Source organism: Intrasporangium sp. (assembly GCF_030452765.1).
Classification (GTDB): Bacteria; Actinomycetota; Actinomycetes; order Actinomycetales; family Dermatophilaceae; genus Intrasporangium_A.
The window spans coordinates 1-16,557 of the sequence record NZ_JAKDLO010000100.1; the positions used below are offsets into that span (position 1 = coordinate 1).

13 protein-coding genes and 1 pseudogene are annotated in these 16,557 nt (G+C 70.5%); 4 read left to right on the plus strand and 10 right to left on the minus strand.

Annotation, left to right across the window (positions count from 1 at the left end; genetic code table 11):
- Positions 1–200: 200 nt before the first annotated feature.
- The 3 genes from L0H79_RS13300 to L0H79_RS13310 form a co-directional block, all read right to left on the minus strand.
- Positions 201–1,322: a GuaB3 family IMP dehydrogenase-related protein gene (locus L0H79_RS13300; protein ID WP_301485102.1), complete on the minus strand. Its 1,122-nt coding sequence runs from the start codon at positions 1,320–1,322 to the stop codon at positions 201–203.
- Between the two features lie 253 nt (positions 1,323–1,575).
- Positions 1,576–3,096, minus strand: coding sequence for an IMP dehydrogenase (guaB, locus tag L0H79_RS13305; RefSeq protein ID WP_301485103.1), 1,521 nt, complete (start codon positions 3,094–3,096; stop codon positions 1,576–1,578).
- Positions 3,097–4,321: 1,225 nt separating this feature from the next.
- Entirely contained in the window at positions 4,322–4,900 is a 579-nt protein-coding gene (locus tag L0H79_RS13310) for a sigma-70 family RNA polymerase sigma factor (protein ID WP_367652470.1), read from the minus strand.
- Between the two features lie 319 nt (positions 4,901–5,219).
- On the opposite strand from L0H79_RS13310, the gene L0H79_RS13315 reads away from it, so the two are divergent.
- Entirely contained in the window at positions 5,220–5,510 is a 291-nt protein-coding gene (locus tag L0H79_RS13315) for a WhiB family transcriptional regulator (protein WP_301485105.1), read from the plus strand.
- 76 nt (positions 5,511–5,586) lie between these two features.
- On the opposite strand, the gene groL is transcribed toward L0H79_RS13315, so the two are convergent.
- On the minus strand, positions 5,587–7,200 hold the full coding sequence (gene groL, locus L0H79_RS13320; protein ID WP_301485106.1) for a chaperonin GroEL: 1,614 nt from the start codon (positions 7,198–7,200) through the stop codon (positions 5,587–5,589).
- 106 nt (positions 7,201–7,306) lie between these two features.
- A complete protein-coding gene (gene groES, locus L0H79_RS13325; protein WP_301485107.1) occupies positions 7,307–7,603 on the minus strand; it encodes a co-chaperone GroES in 297 nt (98 codons plus the stop codon).
- Between the two features lie 404 nt (positions 7,604–8,007).
- On the opposite strand from groES, the gene L0H79_RS13330 reads away from it, so the two are divergent.
- A complete protein-coding gene (locus tag L0H79_RS13330; protein ID WP_367652469.1) occupies positions 8,008–9,258 on the plus strand; it encodes a class I SAM-dependent methyltransferase in 1,251 nt (416 codons plus the stop codon).
- Between the two features lie 149 nt (positions 9,259–9,407).
- Entirely contained in the window at positions 9,408–11,603 is a 2,196-nt protein-coding gene (locus L0H79_RS13335; protein WP_301485108.1) for an Ig-like domain-containing protein, read from the plus strand.
- A gap of 13 nt (positions 11,604–11,616) precedes the next feature.
- Here L0H79_RS13335 and L0H79_RS13340 read toward each other — a convergent pair whose 3' ends face one another.
- Positions 11,617–12,432 (minus strand): ribokinase, encoded by an 816-nt coding sequence (locus L0H79_RS13340; RefSeq protein WP_301485109.1) that lies wholly within the window; start codon positions 12,430–12,432, stop codon positions 11,617–11,619.
- Positions 12,432–12,986, minus strand: a complete 555-nt coding sequence (locus tag L0H79_RS13345) for a nucleoside hydrolase (protein ID WP_301485110.1) — start codon at positions 12,984–12,986, stop codon at positions 12,432–12,434. Before L0H79_RS13345 ends, L0H79_RS13340 begins: the two co-directional genes overlap by 1 nt.
- Positions 12,987–13,062: 76 nt before the next feature.
- Between L0H79_RS13345 and L0H79_RS13350 the strand changes: the two genes are divergently transcribed.
- Entirely contained in the window at positions 13,063–14,406 is a 1,344-nt protein-coding gene (locus tag L0H79_RS13350) for a glycoside hydrolase family 3 N-terminal domain-containing protein (RefSeq protein WP_301485111.1), read from the plus strand.
- Between the two features lie 61 nt (positions 14,407–14,467).
- Here the strand turns inward: L0H79_RS13350 and tsaD are convergent, their stop codons facing one another.
- From tsaD to L0H79_RS13365, 3 genes and pseudogenes are all read right to left on the minus strand, one after another.
- Positions 14,468–15,514, minus strand: a complete 1,047-nt coding sequence (tsaD, locus tag L0H79_RS13355) for a tRNA (adenosine(37)-N6)-threonylcarbamoyltransferase complex transferase subunit TsaD (protein ID WP_301485112.1) — start codon at positions 15,512–15,514, stop codon at positions 14,468–14,470.
- Positions 15,507–15,965, minus strand: a complete 459-nt coding sequence (gene rimI, locus L0H79_RS13360; RefSeq protein WP_301485113.1) for a ribosomal protein S18-alanine N-acetyltransferase — start codon at positions 15,963–15,965, stop codon at positions 15,507–15,509. The genes tsaD and rimI overlap by 8 nt, the downstream gene beginning before the upstream one ends.
- Before the next feature lie 115 nt (positions 15,966–16,080).
- A pseudogene (locus L0H79_RS13365) lies at positions 16,081–16,557 on the minus strand (hypothetical protein); the annotation flags it as partial.

Consider the following 16,557-nt stretch of genomic DNA (forward strand, 5'->3'; position numbering starts at 1 on the left):
TCTCTGAGGGGTGGCGGCCCCACCCCCACAGGCCTGCTCTCGCAGTGTGACCCCACCCGCCTCGAGCAGATGATCTGGCCCGGCAGACCACGAAGGCCCACACCAGACGCAGTTTCGTAGCACCTCAGGCCTCAAGAGCCCTCCAGCCACGAAACCCCGCTCGGTCGCCCATGTCGGGCCTCAGCGGGGGAGAGAACGCGTCAGCCGTCGCCGTAGCGCGCTACCACGACCTCGACCCGCTGGAACTCCTTGACGTCGGAGTAGCCGGTCGTCGCCATGGCACGGCGGAGCGCCCCGATGATGTTCGTCGTGCCGTCGGCATTCCGGCTCGGCCCGAGGAGCACTTCCTCCAAGGTCGCCTGCCGGCCGAGCTGGATCCGCTCGCCTCGCGGCAGCTGCGGGTGGTGCGCCTCCGGACCCCAGTGGAACCCCCGTCCCGGCGCGTCCGTCGCCCGGGCCAATGCGGCGCCGAGCATGACCGCGTCGGCACCGCAGGCGAGCGCCTTGACGATGTCACCGGACGTGCCGACCCCACCGTCGGCGATGACATGGACGTACCGCCCGCCGGACTCGTCGAGGTAGTCACGGCGCGCCGCGGCGACGTCTGCAACGGCGGTTGCCATCGGGGTGTGGATCCCGAGCGTGGTCCGGGTGGTGTGCGCCGCACCCCCACCGAAACCGACCAGGACGCCTGCCGCTCCGGTCCGCATGAGGTGCAGCGCCGCGGTGTAGGAGCCGGCGCCACCGACGATGACCGGCACGTCGAGCTCGTAGATGAAGCGCTTGAGGTTGAGCGGCTCGGCCTGCCCCGACACGTGCTCGGCCGAGACCGTCGTGCCGCGGATGACGAACAGGTCGACACCAGCGTCGACGACGGTCTTCCACAGCTGCTGGGTCCGCGCCGGCGTCAGCGATCCCGCGACCGTGACGCCGGCCCGACGCAGCTCCTGAAGCCGCTGGGTGATCAGCTCGGGCTTGACCGGCTCGGCATAGATCTGCTGCATGCGGGGGGTGGCCTCGCTTGGGTCGAGCCCGGCGATCTCGTCGAGCAGGGGCTTCGCGTACTCGTACCGGGTCCACAGTCCCTCGAGGTCGAGCACCGGCAGCCCGCCGAGCCGCCCGAGCTCGATCGCCGTCGCGGGCGAGATGACCGAGTCCATCGGAGCGCCCATGACGGGCAGGTCGAAGTGGTAGGCGTCGATCTGCCACGAGACCGAGACCTCCTCGGGGTCGCGGGTGCGTCGCGACGGCACGACGGCGATGTCGTCGAAGGAGTACGCCCGCCGTCCACGCTTGCCACGGCCAATCTCGATCTCGGTCACCGGGTCAGCCTATCGACCGCGCTCGCGGCCTTGTCCGTATGCCGCTCAGGCCCTCCGCTCCGAACGGACCACTCACAATCCAGCCGGGGCGGGAAAGATGGAGCCGACCGGCACGAGACCCCACTCACAATCCAGCCGGGGCGGGAAAGATGGAGCCGACCGGCACGAGACCCCACTCACAATCCAGGCCCGGGCCGAAAGTCGGAAGCCGGACACAGCGGCATACCCGAATCGGTTCTGTGGTCGCGGCGGCTCAGGCGCGCGCGGAGTAGTTCGGGGCCTCGATGATGGCCTGGATGTCGTGCGGGTGGCTCTCCTTGAGCCCGGCCGCGGTGATGCGGACGAACCGGCCGCGCTCCTTCAGTTCCGGGATGGTGCACGCGCCGACGTAGAACATCGACTGGTGCAGCCCCCCGACGAGCTGACGCGCGACCGTCTCGACCGGCCCCTTGTAGGCGACCCGGCCTTCGATGCCCTCCGGGATGATCTCGTCGTCGCTGACGATGTCGGCCTGGAAGTAGCGGTCCTTCGAGTAGGACTTCTTGCCGCGCGAGGACATCGCGCCGAGGGAGCCCATGCCCCGGTAGGACTTGTACTGCTTGCCGTTCACGAGCACGAGGTCGCCGGGGCTCTCCTCGCATCCGGCGAGCAGGGAGCCGACCATCACGGTGTCGGCACCGGCGACGAGCGCCTTGGCGATGTCGCCGGAGTACTGCAGGCCCCCATCACCGATGAGCGGCACCCCGGCAGGGGCGCAGACCTGGGCCGCGTCGTGGATGGCGGTCACCTGCGGGACACCGACGCCGGCGACAACGCGCGTCGTGCAGATCGAGCCGGGCCCCACACCGACCTTGACCGCGTCGACCCCGGCGTCGACGAGCGCCTGCGCGCCCTCCCGAGTGGCGACGTTTCCGCCGATGACCTGGGTGCCGGATGTGGCCGGGTCGCTCTTGAGGCGCTTGATCATGTCGAGCAGCAGCCGAGCATGGCCGTGTGCGGTGTCGACGACGAGCACGTCGACGCCGGCCTCGATGAGGGTGCTCGCGCGCACCCACGAGTCGCCGAAGTAGCCGACCGCCGCACCGACGAGCAGCCGGCCCTGCCCGTCCTTGCTTGCGTCGGGGTACTGCTCGGACTTGACGAAGTCCTTGACGGTGATGAGCCCAGCGAGCCTGCCCTGTTCGTCGACGAGCGGGAGCCGCTCGCGTTTGTGCTGGCGCAGCAGCCGGGTCGCCGACTCGCGGTCGATGTCGACGGGAGCCGTGAAGAGCGGCATCGGCGTCATGACCTCGCGCACGATCGTCGTGGCCCACTCCGCGACCGGGGTGAAGCGCAGGTCGCGGTTCGTGATGATGCCGAGCAAGGTGTCGTCCGGGGCGACGACGGGCAGGCCGGAGACGCGGTACTCCCCGCAGATCCGGTCGAGGTCCTCGAGGGTCGCGTCCGGGCCGATCGTCACCGGGTTGCTGATGCGGCCCGTCTGGGTGCGTTTGACGAGGTCGACCTGCTTGGCCTGGTTCTCGATCGACAGGTTACGGTGCAGCACTCCGATGCCACCCTGGCGCGCCATCGCGATCGCCATCCGTGCCTCGGTGACGGTGTCCATCGCCGCGGACAGAAGCGGGACCCGTAGGGTGAGCTCCCGAGTCAGCCGCGCCGTCGTGTCGACCTCGCTCGGGATGACGTCGGTCTCGCCGGGCAGGAGCAGGACATCGTCGTAGGTGAGGCCAAGGCGAGCGAAGAGGGCAGGTAGTTCAGGCGATCCGAGGCTCATGGGCCAAGGGTAGTTCAGCGCGAAACGGCTCCGCTGGCTCGCTGGGGAGCGCTGGAGCTCCCCTGGGAGCCGGATGAGTCTCGCCATCGGAGGGGTATGCCGCTCACCCGGTCCCGCTCGAAGCCCTCGCCCTGCGTCGCGGACGGGGGCACGCTCGAGCGCGGCTGGGCGTGATCGCCCAGAGCCCGATCATCCGGGGCATGGTCTTCCCGGGCATGGTCCTCCCGGGCATGGGCTTGCCGGGCGCGCTCGTCCTGAGCACGATCGTCCTGAGCGCGCTCGTCCTGAGCATGGTCGTCCCTGGCGTGGTCACGACCGGCTCCGCCGGCGGCATCGGCGTGGTGGGTACGGGAACCCTCGCTTCCCTGACAGCGAACCCCAACGGCTTGGCCGGCGCCCTTGGCGCAAGCATCGCGGCTGTCTTCCCCGGTGTCGGCGGCAACTCTGAGACTGCTGCCGCTCGGGTTGCCCGCCACCCTGTGGTTGCTGATGTTGGTGCGGTGGCCGCGTCGGCCGGCGTCGGCGCCCTTGGCGGTGTCGTTGCTGCCAGTGCGGTTGCTGGGAGTGCGGTTGCTGGGAGTGCGGTTGCTGGGAGGGCGGTTGGTCGCGCTGGTGCCGTGGGCCGACGCAGGGCCGAGCGACGGCGCTGGGAGCGCCGCGCGTATGTCCGATCTCGACCCGGAGCCCGTCCAGCCTCTGTGGCCTACCCACCAGCTCGGTGGATGCGACCGCGCCGCGACATCGGCGCGCGCGAGAAGCTCCACCGCCGGCCCAGTCGGCAGGACGGGCGCCATCGACGGTCCGAACACAGCCGCCTCCGAGCGGGAGGCACCCGACACCGCCACACGGTTTCTCGGTGCGGACCCGTGACCGACCGACTGATGGGGCATCGATCCGGTCGCACCGTCCATCACCTGGCTGTCCCGGGGAGACGACTGTGTCGACCGACCGCCGAGATCTGTGCCGGTCAGGGCTGCGGCGACACCGGCGCCGGAGAGGCCGAGCGCGACGAGCCCGACCACCGCTACGGCTCGGCGCGACCGGCGGCCGCGCCCCGGCCGGGTATGGAGCGGAACCGGACGCAGACTCGGGCCGATCGGCTCCTCCGACCATGCAGCCAGGGCGCCGAGCAGCTCCGCCACCGGCTCCGTCCCGGCCTCGGCCCGTGCTGCGAGTCGGTCGAGCAACAGCTCGTCCGCCAGAACCTCGCCGAAGGGCACCCTGGTCATGCCACCTCGCTGGCTGTCCTGGTTGCCATGAGCCCACGCAGCTTGGTCAGCGCCCGGTGCTGGGCGACCCGGACCGCACCTGACGTCATACCGAGCGAGGCGGCCGTCTCCTCGGTCGAGAGGCCGACGGCCACGCGCAGGGTCAGGATCTCGCGCTGCTGCACGGGCAGCTGCTCCATGAGCTCGAGGGCGATCCGAGCCTCGGCGCGAGTCACGGCCCGGTCCTCCGGACCGGGATCGTCATCGACGGCGTCGGGCAGCTCGGCGACCGGGGTCGGGGTGCGCATGACGGCGCGTTGAGCGTCGGCGAGCTTGCGGGCGGCAACCCGGTAGGCGAATGCCTCGAAGGGCAGGCCGCGGTGCTCGTACGTCGGGAGCGCCGACAACACGGCCATGCACACCTCCTGTGCCACATCCTGCGCGGCATCCTCGGCCCCGAACCGACCGAGTCGGACGCGCGCGTACTTCAGGGCCAGATCCCTGACCCTGCCCAGCAGCAGTTCGGCGGCTCGACGGTCGTGCACGGCACGGACGGCGAGGTCGCCCAGCGACGCCGGGGCGTCCCCCTGCTCCATCGCATCGACCCGCTCTCGCGTTACGACGCCGGGCGATGTGGTACCGAGTCCCATTCCCTCCCCCGACCTTTCTGGCGACCATCGCCACCTGCACCCGAGTGCGAGACGACGACCCTGAACGTGCGACTCATCCGGGGTGGCCTCCCGCAACCCCGACGCTCGCACTCCAGAGCATGCCATTAGCAGACCAAGTCTTGACCATCTCTTGAACTTTTCTTCCTGTTTTCTTGGTGATCGACCCGGATAGCGTCGAGCACACGGCCTTACGGCCGGAACCGGATACCGCAAGGCGGGCCCACCCGAACCGAAAGACATGAGAATGGCCGAGATCAGTCGACTTCCTGGCCCTGTCGCGCAGCGATGGGACTGGCAGCTCGAGAGTGCATGCCGCACCGTCAGCCCAGAGACCTTCTTCCACCCCGAGGGCGAGCGCGGACCACGACGCCGGGCCCGCGAGGCGGCCGCGAAGGCGGTCTGTCTTTCCTGCCCGGTCGTGGCCGAGTGTCTCGAACACGCCTTGGCCGTCCGCGAGCCGTACGGGATCTGGGGCGGTATGTCCGAGCTGGAACGCGAGCTCATCCTCGGCGGGGTGGTCCCCGCGGCGTCCTGAGAGAGTCTGCCCAGACAGCCACGAGGGCCGCTTCCCGACAAGGAAAGCGGCCCTCTGGCGTGCCGAAAGGGATCGGTCAGTGGCCGTGGCCGTGACCGTGACCGGCCGACTCCGGCTCATCCTCGGGCTTGTCGACGACGAGGGTGTCCGTCGTGAGGATCATCGAGGCGATCGACGCGGCGTTGCGCAGCGCCGAACGGGTCACCTTGACCGGGTCGATGACACCGGCGGCGACGAGGTCGCCGTACTCACCGGTCGCCGCGTTGAGGCCCTGCCCGAGCGGCATCTCGGCCACCTTGGAGGTGACGACATAGCCCTGATGGCCGGCGTTCTCGGCGATCCAGCGCAGCGGCTCGTGGACGGCGCGCCTCACGATCGCCGCGCCGGTGGCCTCGTCGCCCTCGAGCCCGAGACCGTCGATGACCTCGGCCGCGTGGATGAGCGCGGTCCCGCCACCGGCCACGATGCCCTCCTCGATCGCGGCGCGGGTCGCCGAGATCGCGTCCTCGATGCGGTGCTTCTTCTCCTTGAGCTCGACCTCGGTGTGAGCGCCGACCTTGATGACGCAGACGCCGCCGGCAAGCTTGGCGAGTCGCTCCTGCAGCTTCTCCCGGTCCCAGTCCGAGTCGGTCCGCTCGATCTCGGACTTGATCTGCGCGATGCGACCCGCGACCTCGGACGCCTCGCCGGCGCCGTCGATGATCGTCGTGTGGTCCTTGGTCAGCACGGCCCGGCGGGCCTGCCCGAGCACGCTCAGGTCGGCCTGGTCGAGCTTGAGCCCGACCTCCTCGGCGATGACCTGACCACCGGTGAGGATGGCGATGTCCTGCAGCATCGCCTTGCGACGGTCGCCGAAGCCCGGCGCCTTGACGGCCGCAACGTTGAACGTGCCGCGGATCTTGTTCACGACGAGGGTCGAGAGTGCCTCGCCCTCGACATCCTCGGCGATGACCAGCAGCGGCTTGCCGGACTGGACGACCTTCTCGAGGACCGGCAGGACGTCGGTCACCGAGGAGATCTTGCCCTGGTTGATCAGGACGTAGGCGTCCTCGAGAACCGTCTCCATGCGCTCGGTGTCGGTGACGAAGTATGCCGACAGGTAGCCCTTGTCGAACTGCATGCCCTCGGTGAACTCGAGCTCGGTGGCCGTCGTCGATGACTCCTCGACGCTGATGACGCCGTCCTTGCCGACCTTCTCGAAGGCCTCGCCGATCAGGTCGCCGAGCGTCGAGTCCTGCGCCGAGAGCGTCGCGACCGAGGAGATCTCGGCCTTGCCGTCTACATCGCGGGCCACCCTGAGCAGCTCGTCGTTGATGGCGGACACGGCCTTGTCGATGCCGCGCTTGAGGGCCGCGGGGGCGGCACCGGCGGTGACGTTGCGAAGGCCCTCCTTGACCATCGACTGCGCGAGGACCGTCGCGGTGGTCGTGCCGTCACCGGCGATGTCGTTGGTCTTGGTGGCGACCTCCTTGGCCAGCTGCGCGCCGAGGTTCTCGTAGGCGTTCTCGATCTCGATCTCTCGGGCGATCGTCACGCCGTCGTTCGTGATCGTGGGGGCGCCCCACTTCTTGTCGATGACGACGTTGCGGCCCTTCGGACCGAGCGTCACCTTGACGGCGTTGGCGAGCGCGTCGACACCGCGCTCGAGTGACTTGCGGGCGGAGTCGTTGAACTCCAACTGCTTGGCCATGTGCTTCCTTAAGCTCGTGAGAACGTTCTGGTGAAACGGGACCGCACCCCGGCGAGACCCCGATGGGGGCTCACCGGGGTGCGGTCAGTGCATGTGATGAAGGGCGTCAGCCGACGACGGCGAGGACGTCACGTGCGGAGAGGATGAGGTACTCCTCGTTGTTGTACTTGACCTCGGTGCCGCCGTACTTGCTGAAGATGACCTTGTCGCCGACCTTGATGTCGAGCGGAACACGCTCGTCGCCGTCCTCGTTCCACCGCCCGGGACCGACAGCGAGGACCTCGCCCTCCTGCGGCTTCTCCTTGGCGGTGTCGGGGATGACGAGGCCGGACGCGGTGGTCTGCTCGGCCTCGAGGGACTTGACGACGATGCGGTCTTCGAGCGGCTTGATGGAAACCGACACTGGTGACCTTCCTTCGGGACTGTCTGGATGACTGTGTTGACAGATGGCTCGTCGAGACGATCGCCGTCGCGGGGTCGACCACCTCGAGGAGTTCTGGCACTTTCAAGGTGAGAGTGCCAACAAGCAGAAATCTAGGTTCGGATTAGCACTCGGTCAAGTCGAGTGCCAACACAACACGCGGGGACTCGGCGGCCTGGGCGGCCCTGCGCCCCCATGCACCCCCGGAGAACACGTCCGGCTGGGGCTCTGATCCCTGCCCGGCGGACGACCGTTGGTCGCCGGCGTCTCAGCACGTGGGCGTGACACGCCGAGGATCCGTGCGGATGGCCGACCAACGGTCGTCCGTCGGTATGCCGCTCAGCCGGCCGGGCCGGGTCGCCTGACGACGCGCTGAGGCTGGGAGGATGGCCGGTGTGGACGTGGCGATGGTCGAACGACTGGCGAGCCCCGCGGGCTGGTCGCTCCTGCAGGCCCTGCCGGAGTACGACGAGTCGACGGCACTGCAGCTGCAGACCCGGTTGCGCGAGCACGGCCTCGACCCCGAGCTGCTCGCAGCAGCCATGGGCCAGGCCAGGCTCCGGGCAAGGGCGCGGGAGAAGTTCGGTGAGTTCGCCCGCGGCATGCTCTTCACCTCCGACGGTCTCGAGCAGTCCTCGCGGCTGCCGATCGCGGCCCGGCACGCGGGCCGGTTCGCGGGTGCCGGTATCAGCCTCGTCCACGACCTCGGCTGCGGTCTGGGCTCCGACGCGATGGCGATGGCCGCCCTCGGCCTGCAGATCCATGCGGTCGACGCAGACCCGGTCACGGCCGCGATGGCCGCGGTGAACCTCCGGCACTGGCCCGACTCGAGCGCCCGGTGCACGCGCGCCGAGCAGGTCCGGCTGCCCACTGGGCCCGGCGCCCACACGACCGGGGTCTGGGCCGACCCGGCTCGCCGGACGACCGGGGTCGCCGACGCCCGTGGCCGCACGCGACGGGTCTTCTCGCTCGACGGGATCACGCCGAGCTGGAATGAGGTCCGAGGTTTCGCCGCGCAGGTGCCGGCCACCGGGGCGAAGCTCTCCCCCGCCTTCCCCCACGCCGCCATACCGGCCGGCACCGAGGCCCAGTGGAGCTCGTGGCACGGCGAGGTGCTCGAGTGCGCCATCTGGTGGGGCCCGCTCGCCGAGACGGCCGGGCGGACCGCCGCTGTCTGCACCGAGCAGTCCGCGTCGGTCGTCACCGAGGCCAGCGCCGCCGATGGAGCCGACAGCGAGCCGTTGGATTCCGTTGACACGATGGGCGACTGGCTCTACGAGGCCGACCGCGCTGTGATCCGAGCCGGGCTGACGGGGGCGCTCGTCGCGGCCGTGGACGGCACCGAGCTGGGACCGGGCACGGGCTACGTGACGAGCTGGGCGGCATACGAGCTGGCGTGGGCCAGGCGCTACCGCGTCCGCGCCGCCTTTCCCTTCTCGACCAAGGCTCTCGGGCGCTGGCTGCGCGAACACGGACACGACCGTGTGACGATCAAGAAGCGGGGGGTCTCCATCGAGGCCGACGTGTTGCGGCGACAGCTGAAGATGACCGGGCACGGCAGGGGCGGCTCGGAGGCCACCGTCGTGCTGACCCGGGTGGGCGGGCGCCAGGTCGCCGTGGTCGTCGAGCTCGCCTAGGGCTGCCCGGTCCAGACCGAGAAGATTTCAACTTCTTCTGAAAGCGGGCTCGACACGGGTTAGGTTGTTCGTGTAAGGGGCGTTTCAGGGGGAATTCAGTCAGGGGAAGGCTGTTCATGTCCGGGGGGACTAGGCGGCTGCTTGCCGTCATGCTTGCAATTGTCGTGGGGTCGTTCGTCGTGGTGGCCTTCGGGGGTCGGTTGACCGGGGTCGCGGAAGCAAGTCCGGTAGTGGTGACTCACTTCCCGGCCACGGCGGCGACCAACGTGTCGGCCGGTGTCCGGGTCACCGTGGTGTTCGACCGGCCGTTGACCGGAAACGCCGACCGGCTCAAGTTGACGGTCGCCGACGCTGCCGGAGACCCTGTGTCGGGGGCGGTGCGTCTGGACGAGAGCCTGACCGCCGCCGAGCTCGAGCCGACCAAGCCCCTCGCGCCGGGCACCTACACCGCGCAGGTGACGGTGCCGCAGGTCATCTCGCCGAAGGAGTGGTCCTTCACCGTGCCGGTGAAGCCGGCTCTCAGCGAAGGGCCGGGTGGACCGATCCTACTCGTCACCTCCAAGACGGACGGCTACGACGAGTTCTACGCCGAGATGTTGCGCGCCGAGGGTCTCACGGGGTTTCACACCATCGACACCGGCGCGCTGACCTCGCAGGCCCTGAGCGGCTACCGGGTCGTCATCGCCTCGAGTGACTCCAAGGCGACCGCCGCGTCGCCGGCCCTGCGGGAGTGGGTCATGGCCGGCGGGCAGCTCGTCGTCGCCCGGCCCACAGGTGCGCTGGCTGACCTCGCTGGCCTGCGGCCGGTCGGTCGGCAGGTCACCGAGGGCAGGCTGGCCATCGCCACGTCGTCGACCTACGGCTCCGGTCTCACGTCCGCGCCGTTGCGGGTCCACGGGGCCGCCGAGGTCGTGCGGGCGGCCGGCGACGTCGATGTCGTGGCGACCATCGCACCGGGTGCTGCCGCCAGCGCCTCCGCAGACTCGACGGTCTCGTCGGCTGCGGCGGTCACGACCGACGCGGCGGTCGCGGCCAGCGTCGAGCAGAAGCCGAGCCCGGCGGTCACCGTGCGGAGCCTCGGGGACCAGGGCGGCACCGTCTCGGCGTTCACCTTCGACCTGGCCAAGTCGGTGGTGCTGACCCGCCAGGGCAACCCGGACTGGGCCGGCCAGGACCGCGACGGGCTGGCCCCCATCCGCCCCAACGACCTGTTCTTCGGCGACGACAAGAAGGACCCGGAGCCCGACTACCTCGACCTGGACCAGGTCGCGGTCCCGCAGGCCGACGAGCAGATGCGGATCCTGTCGAACATCATCGAGCGGAGCACCGCCGCATCGGGGCCGATGCCACGCTGGTGGTACTTCCCCGACGACGCCAAGGCCGTCCTCGTCATGGCCGCCGACGACCACGGCACCCAGGACGGGACGCGCAGCTCGTTCCGACGGTTGCTCGAGCTCAGCCCGAAGGGCTGTGATCTTGCTCGCTGGGAGTGCCCGCGCGCCACGGCGTTCCTCTACCCGACCTCCGGACTCACCGACCAGGAGGCCGTGGCCTTCGAGAAGGAGGGATTCGACCTCGGCGTCCACGTGAGCACGCACTGCCAGAACTGGTCCGACACCTCTCTCGACCTGGCGTACGCCCAGAGCCTGCATGCCTTCAAGGAAGTCTTCCCGGGGCTGCCTCCGCAGCACGCCAGCCGGTTGCACTGCATCGCCTGGAGCCAGTACACCGCCCAGCCCACGATCGAGCGCAGGTGGGGCATCCGGCTCGACATGAACTACTACTACTGGCCCGGTCCCTGGGTGGCGAACCGGTCGGGCTTCATGACCGGGTCGGGCCTGCCGATGCGCTTCAGCGACACCAAGGGCAACCTGATCAACGTCTACCAGCAGGAGACGCACCTCGTCGACGAGGTCTTCACCGGGCACCCGAAGGCCATCGAGCAGCTCATCGACCGGGCTCAGGGCCCCGACGGCTACTACGGAGCCTTCGGCACGCACTACGACTTCCACGATGACTTCGACGACCAGCTCATGCAGATCGCCGAGCAGCGGCACGTCCCGATGATCTCGGCACAACAGCTGCTGACCTGGACCGACGGTCGCTCGAAGTCGACGTTCGAGGACCTTCGGTGGGCCGATGACGAGGTGTCGTTCCACATCTCGGCGGACAAGGAGACCAACGGAGCCCTGCGGGCCATGCTGCCGGTCAAGGGATTCGGCACGAAGCTGACCGAGATCCGCCGCGACGGCAAGGTCGTCCAGCAGGTCGTCCGAAAGATCAAGGGGATCGACTACGCGTTCTTCGACGGCACCTCGGGCGACTACGTCGCCACGTACCGGTAGACGCGCAGGCCAGTCAGAGGCGCCCGTCGGGCTGCGCGCCGCTCCACCGGACGGCGGCCGCCCCGGCGGCGTTGGCCCGGCGCAGGGCGACACCGCGGGGGGCGCCGTCGGCGAGGGCCGCCACCAGGGCGCCGCAGAAGGCATCTCCGGCACCCACCGTGTCGACGACCTCGTCGTCGGCCACCGCCACACCGTCGACTCGCTCGCCGTCCCACATCGCGCCGGCCGCTCCGAAGGTGACGAGCAGCGAGGACGGCAGGAGTCCCGAGTCCGCGAGCAGGGCCGCCTCGGACTCGTTGACGACGAGCGGGTCCGCCAGAGCGATGACGTCATCGGGCAGCGATGCATACGGGGCGAGGTTGACGACGACCCGAGCGCCGGCCCGATGGCTCTCCCGGGCCACCTGGCTCACGCACTCGAGGGGAATCTCGAGCTGCAGGAGCACCACGTCGCCGGGACCTGCTCCGATGTCGCGGACGTCGAGCACGCCGTTGGCCCCGGGGACCACGATGATGGCGTTCTCACCGGCCCCGTCGACGCTGATGACGGCCGTACCGGTGGCTGCACCGTCGACGCGGTCCACGTGCGTGCTGATCCCGAGATCGGCCAGTCTCCGCAGATAGGCGTCGCCCGCATCGTCCATGCCGACCGCTCCGACCATGGTCACGTCTGCACCGGAGCGCCGGGCCGCGACCGCCTGGTTGGCGCCCTTGCCGCCGGCGAACCGGCCCACCGACTCGCCGAGCACCGTCTCCCCCGGCCTCGGATGGCGTTCGACGAGGGTGACGAGGTCGACGTTGAGCGACCCCACGACGATGACCCGCCCCATCAGCTGTTCCTTTCCGAGTCGGTTCCCCGGGCGGCGGAACCCGCCCGGTCGGTCGTGCGTGTCGGCCCTGTCGCACCTGCGAAGCCGCGCGAAGATGTGCCGGACGAGTCGGCCGGCGCGAGCAGGGTGTCATACCAGAGCTGGGCGGCTCGTGGCCCGTCGATCCCGAGCTGCTGGCATGCGTCGAGCACGATGGCGACCGCCTCGGTGCAGACGTCGCGGAGCAGCTCGACGGGGTGTCCCTCGGCCGCCGACCGTCGGCTCGGCGGCCAGCCCAGGTCGCCCATCCCGTCCCGGCCGTGCACGTGACGGGCGTCGACCGGCGTCTCGAGCAGGGGTCGTTCGGCGCCCCGAGCCACGGGCACGTCAGGGCGCTCAGCGGCATCCAGCACGACGAGGGTGTTGCGCACGACGTCGTCGACCGACGGGTTGCCACCGACGCACGTGACGGCCCGCAGGTCGAGCCGTGGATGCAGCGCGGCGAGGGCGATGGCGCATGCGTCGTCGACGCCGGTGTCGACATCGAGCACGACGGGGACGTGGGCACTGGTCACCGCGGCAACGTACCGCGCGCGCCCCGCGCCTGGCTGCGGGGTCGGTGTGTCGCACTGCCGCCGGTACCGTGGCGTCATGCTCTCTCGTCGCCGCCGGCAGCTCCGCGGCCCGGGGTCGCGGCGCCGGCGGGCGACCGGGCTGATGCTCATCGGTATGGCGCTCACCGCTGGTGCCTGCTCGGGTGGCCCACCCGCCGGCCACGGCCCGGCGACGACGGCATCACCACCCGGCTCGAGCGGGTCACCTCCGTCGGCAGGAACCGTCACGTCCACGACGGCCGCCACCGAGGGGGGATCGACCGAGGGGCCGACCCCGGGGCGCAGTACCGCCGTCCCTCCGACGAAACCTCCGGCAACGAGCACCCCCTCGTGCGTCTCCTCGATCGTCGAGGGGCTGTCCCCCGCGGAACGTGCCGGGCAGCTGCTCATGGTCGGGCTCGACGCCAACGCGGGTCGCACCAGTCTCGACACCCTCGTCGCGCGGCGCCACCTCGGTGGCATCGTCCTGCTCGGCGGGTGGTACGGCGGTGCCGGGTCGGTCCGTTCGGTGACCCGGCACCTCGCAGGCCTCGCCTCCGACTCCGCGACGGGTGGGCTCGGACTGCTGCTGGCCGCGGACCAGGAGGGCGGCGCCGTGCAGCAGCTGCGTGGGGCCGGCTTCACGCGGATCCCGTCGGCGCTCCGGCAGGGCACCATGTCACCGAGCGCCCTGACCACAGCGGCGACATCATGGGGTGGGCAGGTCAAGGCCGCCGGGGTCAACGTCAACTTGGCGCCGGTCGCCGACACCGTCCCGGCGGGCATCGGCACGGCAAACCAGCCGATCGGCCGCTGGGGCCGCGAGTACTCCCACGACCCTGCGCGCGTCGCGACGATGTCCGTGGCCTTCCTCAAGGGGATGCACGCCGCGGGGGTCGCGACGACGATCAAGCACTTCCCGGGGCTCGGCCGGATCACGGGCAACACAGACCTGACCGCCCGCGGCATCACGGACACCGTGACGACCCCGCACGACGCCTACCTCGAGCCGTTCGCAGCCGGCATCGCCGCCGGGACGGACCTCGTCATGGTCGGCTCGGCCATCTACCGCCGGATCGACCCCGGGGTCAACGCGGTCTTCTCGAGACGGATCGTGACGGGGCTGCTTCGGGACCAGCTCGGCTACCACGGCGTCGTCATCAGTGACGACGTGGGCGCGGCCAAGTCGGTCGCGGCGGTGCCGACCGGTGAGCGGGCGACCCGCTTCATCGCGGCAGGAGGCGACATCGTGCTGACCGCGACTCCGGGCACGGCGCCCGCGATGCACGACGCCATCCTGGCCCGCATGAAGGCCGACGCCGCCTTCGCAGGCCAGGTCGAGGCTGCGGTGACCCGCGTGGTCGCCCTCAAGGTCGACCGCGGCCTGGCCCGCTGCGGTTGACCGGTCGAGCGGGCGCCACCTCTTGGTCGAGCGGGCACCAACCTGCTCCGCACCGCGAGGGTCAGGCCAGGACGGTCGTGACCGGCATGGACGAGTCCGTCGGCAGGCCAAGGTCGCTCGGCTCCCGGCCCCGGCTTACCAGCTGCGCGCCGAGCGCAGCGACCATGGCACCGTTGTCGGTGCACAGCCCGGGTCGCGGCACGCGCAGCATCACCCCTGCCTTGACGCACCGCTCCTCGGCCAGGGCCCGCAGCCGCGTGTTCGCCGCGACCCCGCCACCGATGAGCAGGTGCTCGACGTCGTGCTCGCGGCAGGCCAGTACCGCCTTGCGCGTCAGGACGTCGACGACCGCCTCCTGGAAGCTCGCGGCGACGTCGGCGACCGGCACGGGCTCACCGGAGCGCTGTCGCGACTCGACCCACCGGGCGACCGCCGTCTTGAGGCCCGAGAACGAGAAGTCGAACCGGTGCCGCTCCAGGTCCCTTCGACTCGTCAGGCCCCGGGGGAAGTCGATCGCCACCGTGTCCCCGTCACGTGCGACCCGGTCGATGTGGGGGCCGCCCGGGAACGGCAGCCCGAGCACCCGCGCCACCTTGTCGAAGGCCTCGCCGGCCGCGTCGTCCATCGTCGAGCCGAGCGAGCGCACGTCGTCGGTGACGTCGGGCACGAGCAGCAGCGAAGAGTGCCCGCCCGATACGAGCAGCGCCATGGCAGGCTCGGGCAACGGCCCGTGCTCGACGATGTCGACTGCGACGTGGGAGGCGAGATGGTTGACGCCGTAGATCGGCTTGCCGAGCGCCACGGCGAGCGCCTTCGCGGCGGCGACCCCGACGAGCAGCGACCCGGCGAGCCCAGGGCCTGCCGTGACGGCGATCGCGTCGAGGTCGCGCAGGGCGACCCCCGCCTCGTGGCACGCCCGATCGATCGTCGGCACCATCTCCTCGAGGTGGGCCCGGCTGGCGACCTCGGGCACGACACCGCCGAACCGGGCGTGCTCGTCGACACTGCTCGCAACCGCATCGGCGAGCAGTGTCTGCCCGCGCACGATGCCGACCCCGGTCTCGTCGCACGAGGTCTCGATCCCGAGGACGAGGGGTTCGTCAGCCATGGGTTCCTCCGATCAGCCGCCGCATGACGAGCGCGTCGACGTCGCCCGGCTGGTAGTAGCGCCGCCGAGCCGAGATGACGTCAAAGCCATTGCGCTCGTACAGCTTTCGTGCCGTTGCGTTGTCCGCCCGCACCTCCAGCAACAGCGATCGTATGCCGCCCAGTTCCGCCCGCCTGACGAGCTCGGTGAGCAGGTGGTGCCCGAGACCCCTGCCCTGCGCGGTCGGTGCGACCGCTATCGTCATGACGTCCCCGGTCTCGCCGGCGAGGTTCAGGCCGGCGTAACCGACTATCTGGTCGGCCTCGTCGACGGCCACGACGTAGTCGCGTCGGGGCCGACCCGCGAGCTCATGCCACCACGACTCGATCGACCAGGCGTCCTCGCCGAACAGGTCGCGCTCGAGCGACGCCAAGGTCGTCAGGTCGGTCCACTCGAGCGCTCGCAGTCGCACCCCTTCTGGTCCCTGGTTCGGTCCCTCTCCCGGTGGCGCGACCGTGGGCAGAGGAGCTCCGGCATCGGCGGAGCGCATTGCAATCACCTCGAATCCGATCGCGGGAGGACGCGGGTCACCCGAGCGTCGACTTCGCCGGAGCGGCGGGGGCGACGTCGGGGCGACGCAGGTAGAGCGGCTCGAGCCCGTCGAAGTCGGCCGCTGCTGCGAGGCGGCGCACCGCGAGATCGGCCAGAGCCCCGGCCGGCACGTCGAGCAGCTGGTTCGAGGTGTTCATCGATCTCCGGGAGTCGGATATGGCCTCGAACCGGGGGGCGGTGCGGGGTGCGGAGCCGAAGGTCGCACTGGGGGCAGGGTCTGGCGTGGTGGCGAAGGCATCCGGGTAGAGCAGCGGCCCACGGCCGACGACCGGCATAGTCCGCCAGGCTTCGGGCAGACTCTCCGCCTTCTCGACGAGCGGCCCGGCCACGCGCATGGCGCCAGTGTCGTCGAGGAGGTAGTGAGCGGCATACACCTCCTTGCGGCGGGCGTCGGTCACGGCGAGCAGGTCGCCGCGGTGCCCGGCCAGCCAGGCCGCGTGCGCGAGCGCGTC

Excerpts from the sequence above, each read along its gene's own strand:
- guaB (WP_301485103.1), bottom strand. The coding sequence starts at position 3,096 with ATGAGCCTCGGATCGCCTGAACTACCTGCCCTCTTCGCTCGCCTTGGC.
- L0H79_RS13310 (WP_367652470.1), bottom strand. The coding sequence starts at position 4,900 with ATGGAGCAGGGGGACGCCCCGGCGTCGCTGGGCGACCTCGCCGTCCGT.
- L0H79_RS13315 (WP_301485105.1), top strand. The coding sequence starts at position 5,220 with ATGGCCGAGATCAGTCGACTTCCTGGCCCTGTCGCGCAGCGATGGGAC.
- groL (WP_301485106.1), bottom strand. The coding sequence starts at position 7,200 with ATGGCCAAGCAGTTGGAGTTCAACGACTCCGCCCGCAAGTCACTCGAG.
- L0H79_RS13330 (WP_367652469.1), top strand. The coding sequence starts at position 8,008 with ATGGCCGGTGTGGACGTGGCGATGGTCGAACGACTGGCGAGCCCCGCG.
- L0H79_RS13335 (WP_301485108.1), top strand. The coding sequence starts at position 9,408 with ATGCTTGCAATTGTCGTGGGGTCGTTCGTCGTGGTGGCCTTCGGGGGT.
- L0H79_RS13340 (WP_301485109.1), bottom strand. The coding sequence starts at position 12,432 with ATGGGGCGGGTCATCGTCGTGGGGTCGCTCAACGTCGACCTCGTCACC.
- L0H79_RS13350 (WP_301485111.1), top strand. The coding sequence starts at position 13,063 with ATGCTCTCTCGTCGCCGCCGGCAGCTCCGCGGCCCGGGGTCGCGGCGC.
- tsaD (WP_301485112.1), bottom strand. The coding sequence starts at position 15,514 with ATGGCTGACGAACCCCTCGTCCTCGGGATCGAGACCTCGTGCGACGAG.